The following is a 6,000-nucleotide window of genomic DNA, read 5'->3' on the forward strand; positions in this document are numbered from 1 at the left end:
GGCCGAATTTCGCCGCCGAAACGCCGCCCCCGCCTGCGTGAATTCGCTACAATGTCAGGCTGCTGCGCTTTCCGGCGTCGTGCCTGCCAGCGCGCGGTTCATCCACCGCGCCCGCCCCGCCCGTTGAAAGCCTGACCCTCTTTTCACTACTGCCGAATCATCATGTCGCTCTTCTCCGCTGTCCAGCTTGCTCCCCGCGACCCGATCCTGGGCCTGAACGAAGCCTTCAACGCCGATACGCGTCCGACCAAGGTCAACCTCGGCGTCGGTGTGTACACGAACGAAGAAGGCAAGATTCCGCTGCTGCGCGCGGTTCGTGAAGCAGAGAAGGCGCGTGTCGAGGCCGGCCTGCCCCGCGGCTACCTGCCGATCGACGGCATCGCCGCCTACGATGCGGCCGTGCAGAAGCTGCTGCTCGGCAACGACTCGCCGCTGATCGCAGCAGGTCGCGTGGTCACGGCCCAAGCACTGGGCGGCACGGGCGCGCTGAAGATCGGCGCCGATTTCCTGCGCACCGTGAACCCGAACGTGAAGGTCGCGATCAGCGATCCGAGCTGGGAAAACCACCGCGCGCTGTTCGAAGCAGCCGGTTTCGAAGTCGTTGCGTACCCGTATTACGACGCTGCCACCAACGGCGTGAACTTCGAAGGCATGCTGTCGGCACTGAACGGCTACGCAGCAGGGACGGTCGTCGTGCTGCACGCGTGCTGCCACAACCCGACCGGCGTGGACCTGACCGAAGCGCAATGGCAACAGATCGTCGACGTCGTGAAGGCGCGCAACCTCGTGCCGTTCCTCGACATGGCCTACCAGGGTTTCGGCGAGAACATCGAGGCCGATGCTGCTGCCGTGCGCCTGTTTGCCGCAGCTGACCTGAACGCATTCGTGTCGTCGTCGTTCTCGAAGTCGTTCTCGCTATACGGCGAGCGCGTCGGCGCACTGTCGATCATCACGTCGAGCAAGGAAGAAGCGACGCGCGTGCTGTCGCAACTGAAGCGCGTGATCCGCACGAACTACTCGAACCCGCCGACCCATGGCGGCGCCGTGGTCGCGGCAGTGCTCGCTTCGCCGGAACTGCACGCTTCGTGGGTGCAGGAACTCGGTGAAATGCGTGATCGCATTCGCGCAATGCGCAATGGTCTCGTCGAGCGCCTGAAAGCAAGCGGTGTCGATCGCGACTTCAGCTTCATCAACGAGCAGCGCGGGATGTTCTCGTATTCGGGCCTGACCTCGGCGCAAGTCGATCGCCTGCGCGACGAGTTCGGCATCTACGCAGTCGGCACGGGCCGGATCTGCGTCGCAGCACTGAACACGCGCAACCTCGACGCGGTCGCCAATGCGGTCGCAGCCGTCCTGAAGTAATGCGGCTCGAGCAGGCGGCAGCCGTCATCGGCCCCGCCCTGCCAAAATGAAAAACGCGCTCCGTGGAGCGCGTTTTTTTATGCCATTCGCCAGCGGGCAGCGACCCCGCCCGCATCCGCATCACTGCATGAACCAGCCGTGGCTGACGACGACCGACTGGCCCGTGAGCGCGGCGCTCGGGAAGGCCGACAGGAACAGCACCGTCTGCGCGACGTCCTGAACGGTCGTGAACACGCCGTCGACCGTATTGCCGAGCATCACCTTCTTCACCACTTCCTCTTCGCTGATCCCGAGCTCCTTCGCCTGCTCCGGAATCTGCTTGTCGACCAGCGGCGTGCGCACGAAGCCCGGACACACGACGTGCGAGCGCACGTTGTGCTTCGCGCCTTCCTTCGCCAGCACGCGCGCCAGGCCGAGCAGGCCGTGCTTGGCCGTCACGTACGCCGACTTCAGCGGCGACGCTTCGTGCGAGTGCACCGAACCCATGTAGATCACGACACCGCCGCGATCGTCCTTGTACATGTGCTTGAGGGCGGCCTTGGTCGTCAGGAACGCGCCGTCGACGTGGATCGCCTGCATCTTCTTCCAGTCGGAGAACGCGTAGTTCTCGATCGGGTTGACGATCTGGATGCCCGCGTTCGACACGAGGATGTCCACCGAGCCGAACGTTTCGGCCACCTTGTCGATACCGCTGTTCACGGCGTCCTCGTTCGTCACGTCCATCGCGACGCCGATCGCCTTGCCGCCCGCCTTGACGATCTCGTCGGCGACCGCGTTCGCGCCGTCCTGGTTCAGGTCGGCGATCGCGACGGCCGCGCCCGCTTTCGCGAGCTCGAGTGCGATTTCCTTGCCGATGCCGCTCGCGGCGCCCGTGACGACTGCGGTCTTGCCGTTCAGATCTGCTGCCATGTCCGTCTCCTCCCGTTGTCGGATCGATAAAACACGCGCCCGCCGAATCCGCTACCGTCGCGTGATCGTGCTGGCGGGCCAGCCGTCATTGTGCACGATCGGCCCCGCCGTTCGCGCGCAAAACGTCTAAGCTTAAGGTCGGTTCTGTCACGCAGGAGATTCGCATGCACTATCGACGGCTAGGCCGCTCCGGCCTGCAGATCAGCGAGCTTTCGCTCGGTTCGTGGGTGACGTACGGCAACCAGGTCGACCAGCGGGTCGCGCGCGAATGCCTGGCTGCGGCGCGCGACGCAGGCGTCAATTTCTTCGACAACGCCGAGGTCTACGCCGGCGGCAAGTCCGAGGAAATCATGGGCCACGCGCTCAAGGCGCTCGACTGGCCGCGCGTCAGCTACATCGTGTCCACGAAGTTCTTCTGGGGGCTCGCCGAAGCGCCGAACCAGTATCACACGCTGAACCGGAAATACCTGCTGAACGCCATCGACGGCTCGCTGCGCCGGCTGCAACTCGACTATGTCGACCTCGTCTATTGCCATCGCCCCGACCCGAACACGCCGATCGAGGAAACCGTCTGGGCGATGAGCGACATGATCGTGCGCGGCAAGGCGCTGTACTGGGGCACGTCGGAATGGAGTGCCGACGAGATTCGTGCTGCATGCGAGATCGCCGAGCGGCATCACCTGCACAAGCCGGTCGTCGAGCAGCCGCAGTACAACCTGTTCCACCGCACACGGGTCGAACAGGAATATGCGCGGCTCTACGAAGACTACGGTCTCGGCCTCACGACCTGGAGCCCGCTGGCATCGGGCCTGCTCACCGGCAAGTACCGTAACGGCGTGCCGCCGGGCAGCCGCGCACAGTTACAGGGTTACGACTGGATGCGCGACCGCCTGACCGATCCGGCCGCCAACGACATCGTCGAACGGCTCGGCGCAATTGCAGCCGAGCTCGGCTGCAGCACGGCCCAGCTCGCGATCGCGTGGGTACTCGCCAATCCGCGTGTGAGTTCAGTCATCACGGGCGCGTCGCGGATCGAGCAGATCCGTGACAACATGCGCGCGCTCGACGTCGCCGCGAAGCTGACGCCGGATGTGAAGCAACGCATCGAGGAGGCGGTCGGCGATGCGTACGAGTAAGGCGATGCGCGGCCACTCGCGTACAATAGCGGCCCGCATCGGCGCCTGGCCTGACGGCCGCGCACGATCGATCGCTTTCATCGATTCACCTTTCGTTTCAGGCAGCCCGCCATGCTCAGTTATCGTCACGGTTTTCACGCAGGCAACCACGCGGATGTGCTCAAGCACGCCGTCGTCGTCCAGCTGCTGCGCTACCTGAACAAGAAGGACAAGTCTTACTGGTACATCGACACGCATGCAGGTGCCGGGGTGTACTCGTTACGCGACGGCTACGCGGCGAAGACGTCGGAATTCGACACCGGCATCGGCCGACTGTGGAACGAAAAGAACCTGCCGGAGGCGCTGGGCGACTATGTGGATGAAGTGCGCGCGCTGAACGACGACGGTGAACTGCGCTTCTACCCGGGTTCCCCTTACATCGCATGGCGATCGATGCGCGAGCAGGACCGCATGCGCCTATTCGAAATGCACACGACAGAAATCGACGTGCTGCGCCACAATTTTCGCGATGCAGGGCGACGCGCGATGATCTTCGCCGGCGACGGCTTCGAAGGCATCAAGGCGCTGCTGCCGCCGCCGCCGCGACGCGCACTCGTGCTGATCGACCCGTCCTACGAGGACAAGAAGGATTACGCGCGCACAGTGGCTTGCGTGACGGAGTGTCTGAAGCGATTCGCGACGGGATGCTATGCAGTCTGGTACCCGCAGGTGACCCGGACGGAATCGCAGCGTTTTCCCGAGCAGTTGAAGCGCCTTCAACCGAACAACTGGCTGCACCTGACACTGACTGTGTCGAATCCGCCGACTGACGGGCTGGGTCTCTACGGCAGCGGGATGTTCATTCTGAATCCGCCGTATACGCTCGCCCAGAGCATGAACGAGGCACTGCCCTACCTGGTCGAGATGCTCGGACAGGATAGCGGCGCCCGCTGCCAGATCGAGCACCGCGGAAACTGATCGGGCGACTGGCCGTTACGGCTGAGGTCTCGGCGCGAGCCTCGGCTGGTTGGCCGGCTGCCCACCCCATGCGGGGACATTGATATACGGCGCGACGAACAGCGGAACCGACGTGTTCGGCGCCTGCCCGGCCGGAGCCCGCATCCCTGCGGGCTCGACGATCGGCTCGGAAGACAACGGTGCCGTTTGCAGCACCAGCCCGCCCTTGCCGTCCTGGATACCGCGTTGCGTATCGAGAATCAGCGGCTTGGACGGCGTCGCGGCAACAGCCGCAAGTCCGTGGACAAGCACCGCCGCCCCCAGAACGAGACGCGCGCGGGCACTTCGACGCACATCGAGACGCAAACGCATGATCGTGTCCTTCAGGATGAAAAGCAGGTGCATACCATAGCGCTGCACTGACGATTGCGCCAGATCCGGCGCACAAAAAGACAAAGCCCCGTCAAATACGGGGCTTGCTTATCGTTCGGTGCCACGTGGCACCTGACGGCGACTCCGATTACAGCGAGTAGCCGTTGGTTTCCAGCGAGCGGATGCGGCTCTCGAGCTGGACGATGTCCGACGACGTGGCAAGGTAGGCCTCACGGCGTTCACGTTCTGCGGATTCGAACCAGTTGCTCAGCTTTTCGACGATGTAGGCGATCATGACATTCTCCAAGGAAGGGGGACCCCTGGTGAATCGGTGTTCAGGGATTTCCCGTATAGGGTTATCCCGAATTATAGCGATGCCGCACCAAGATGCTAGTGAAATACTTGCATGGAAACCATTCCGATTCGGAATGGCTGGCCGCCAACACCGCATAACCCGTTGATTTTTATGAGATTCGAGTCGAGGCCTGATTTGGACGTCGAGCGGACGCACTAATTTGGTTCATCGACGGGGTCGGACAGACGCGCCAATATCGGGCATTCGGGCCGCCCGTCACCATGACAGTGCGCAGCAAGATCGGCCAGTGTGTCGCGCATGTCGCTCAGCTCGGCGATGCGCTTGTCGAGTTCGGCCACATGCTCGAGCGCAATCGACTTCACTTCGGCGCTCGCGCGGGAACGGTCTTGCCAGAGCATCAGCAGCTTGCGGATGTCCTCGACGAGAAAGCCAAGGCGTCGCGCCTGACGAATGAAGCGCAGGATATGGATCTCGTCTGCGCCGTAGATCCGGTAGCCGGCATCAGTACGCTTGCTTGGCGCAAGCAGGCCGACCTGTTCGTAGTACCGGATCATCTTTGCGCTGACTCCGGATTCGCGCGACGCGTCGCCGATATTCATTCCCGCCCTCTCCATCAAGCCCTGGTTTCGAACATGAACGTCGACGTGTGCAATCGCCGACGGCACGTCGATCGTATCAAATCGCGTGGTTTCGTTCCGGGGTGAGGATTGACTGCAGGATGGCGGCTGATTGATCTGACGGGTGTGCCGTCGGGATGTGACGGATGGAGCGCCCTTCTCTCCACCATCCATGCATTTTCGCCGCTGAAATGCAAAAACCCCCGCCTTTCGGGCGGGGGTTCTTGGCTTAGGGAGCCTGACGATTACCTACTTTCACACGGGAATCCGCACTATCATCGGCGTAGAGTCGTTTCACGGTCCTGTTCGGGATGGGAAGGGGTGGGACCGACTCGCTATGGTCATCAGGCAA

General features: G+C 62.9%; 7 protein-coding genes and 1 rRNA gene. 3 read left to right on the plus strand and 5 right to left on the minus strand.

The genetic code is table 11. From position 1 onward, the window contains the following. Positions 1–162 precede the first annotated feature (162 nt). On the plus strand, positions 163–1,362 hold the full coding sequence (locus CFB82_RS12695; RefSeq protein WP_089446015.1) for an amino acid aminotransferase: 1,200 nt from the start codon (positions 163–165) through the stop codon (positions 1,360–1,362). Positions 1,363–1,482: 120 nt separating this feature from the next. Here CFB82_RS12695 and CFB82_RS12700 read toward each other — a convergent pair whose 3' ends face one another. Then, positions 1,483–2,271 carry a 3-hydroxybutyrate dehydrogenase gene (locus CFB82_RS12700; protein WP_059528357.1) on the minus strand — a complete coding sequence of 263 codons (789 nt, stop codon included), beginning with the start codon at positions 2,269–2,271 and terminating at the stop codon, positions 1,483–1,485. 164 nt (positions 2,272–2,435) lie between these two features. On the opposite strand from CFB82_RS12700, the gene CFB82_RS12705 reads away from it, so the two are divergent. Continuing rightward, a complete protein-coding gene (locus CFB82_RS12705) occupies positions 2,436–3,407 on the plus strand; it encodes a potassium channel beta subunit family protein (protein WP_069248448.1) in 972 nt (323 codons plus the stop codon). A 111-nt stretch (positions 3,408–3,518) separates the two neighbouring features. Beyond that, complete coding sequence (locus tag CFB82_RS12710) at positions 3,519–4,364, plus strand: 23S rRNA (adenine(2030)-N(6))-methyltransferase RlmJ (RefSeq protein WP_069248449.1); 846 nt, start codon at positions 3,519–3,521, stop codon at positions 4,362–4,364. A gap of 15 nt (positions 4,365–4,379) precedes the next feature. On the opposite strand, the gene CFB82_RS12715 is transcribed toward CFB82_RS12710, so the two are convergent. The 4 genes from CFB82_RS12715 to rrf all read right to left on the minus strand — a co-directional run bounded on the left by CFB82_RS12715 (position 4,380) and on the right by rrf (position 5,997). Beyond that, positions 4,380–4,748 (minus strand): hypothetical protein, encoded by a 369-nt coding sequence (locus tag CFB82_RS12715; protein WP_174945519.1) that lies wholly within the window; start codon positions 4,746–4,748, stop codon positions 4,380–4,382. Positions 4,749–4,863: 115 nt separating this feature from the next. Continuing rightward, positions 4,864–5,010: a DUF3563 family protein gene (locus tag CFB82_RS12720; protein WP_006478295.1), complete on the minus strand. Its 147-nt coding sequence runs from the start codon at positions 5,008–5,010 to the stop codon at positions 4,864–4,866. 215 nt (positions 5,011–5,225) lie between these two features. After that, complete coding sequence (gene cueR, locus CFB82_RS12725; RefSeq protein WP_069248450.1) at positions 5,226–5,630, minus strand: Cu(I)-responsive transcriptional regulator; 405 nt, start codon at positions 5,628–5,630, stop codon at positions 5,226–5,228. 254 nt (positions 5,631–5,884) lie between these two features. After that, positions 5,885–5,997: ribosomal RNA gene (gene rrf / locus CFB82_RS12730) — 5S ribosomal RNA — on the minus strand. Positions 5,998–6,000: the final 3 nt, after the last annotated feature.

The organism is Burkholderia sp. HI2714, from assembly GCF_002223085.1.
GTDB lineage: Bacteria > Pseudomonadota > Gammaproteobacteria > Burkholderiales > Burkholderiaceae > Burkholderia > Burkholderia lata_D.

Excerpts from the sequence above, each read along its gene's own strand:
- CFB82_RS12695 (WP_089446015.1), top strand. The coding sequence starts at position 163 with ATGTCGCTCTTCTCCGCTGTCCAGCTTGCTCCCCGCGACCCGATCCTG.
- CFB82_RS12700 (WP_059528357.1), bottom strand. The coding sequence starts at position 2,271 with ATGGCAGCAGATCTGAACGGCAAGACCGCAGTCGTCACGGGCGCCGCG.
- CFB82_RS12705 (WP_069248448.1), top strand. The coding sequence starts at position 2,436 with ATGCACTATCGACGGCTAGGCCGCTCCGGCCTGCAGATCAGCGAGCTT.
- CFB82_RS12710 (WP_069248449.1), top strand. The coding sequence starts at position 3,519 with ATGCTCAGTTATCGTCACGGTTTTCACGCAGGCAACCACGCGGATGTG.
- CFB82_RS12715 (WP_174945519.1), bottom strand. The coding sequence starts at position 4,748 with ATGCACCTGCTTTTCATCCTGAAGGACACGATCATGCGTTTGCGTCTC.
- CFB82_RS12720 (WP_006478295.1), bottom strand. The coding sequence starts at position 5,010 with ATGATCGCCTACATCGTCGAAAAGCTGAGCAACTGGTTCGAATCCGCA.
- cueR (WP_069248450.1), bottom strand. The coding sequence starts at position 5,630 with ATGAATATCGGCGACGCGTCGCGCGAATCCGGAGTCAGCGCAAAGATG.